We start from the raw sequence: 395 nt of genomic DNA, 5'->3' as shown, positions 1-395 counted from the left end.
GTCATGGCATCGTCCCCAAGCTTGTGGCACCTGCCGCTTCATTTGATTGAGCGCGATGGCCCGTTTGTTGAATTCAAGCAGGATGCCGCCTACGTGACGGTTGAGCTTTCTGATGGAGCGCAGATTCCAAACGTGCTTATCTTGTATCCCAATCGAATCGTCGGCGTGAAGGGACAAGACTCTTTGGCCTTTGATCCGTCGAGGGTGGAGCGTCTGCTTCAAACAGAATCCGACCTCAATTGCCGAAGTTCTTCGACGGATACGTTCTTTCTGCACCATGAGTAATTTCAACCCTTTCGCAGCCAGACCGCGAGCAGAAAGTTTTACCCAGTGTTCTGCTTGCAACCAAAAGCGCTCTAACCGGTCGCTCGAGTGGACCTCCGCCAGCTGGCCGC

The 395-nt window shown here is 53.7% G+C and carries 1 protein-coding gene; it reads left to right on the top strand.

Annotation, left to right across the window (positions count from 1 at the left end; genetic code table 11):
- A partial coding sequence (locus LNV09_RS24670) for a hypothetical protein (protein ID WP_263559711.1) occupies positions 1–285 on the top strand: 285 nt, incomplete at its 5' end.
- Positions 286–395: the final 110 nt, after the last annotated feature.

The organism is Paucibacter sp. B2R-40 (assembly GCF_025717555.1).
In the GTDB taxonomy this organism is placed as follows: Bacteria; Pseudomonadota; Gammaproteobacteria; order Burkholderiales; family Burkholderiaceae_C; genus Paucibacter_A.
This window is presented reverse-complemented; position numbering and strand designations above follow the sequence as displayed.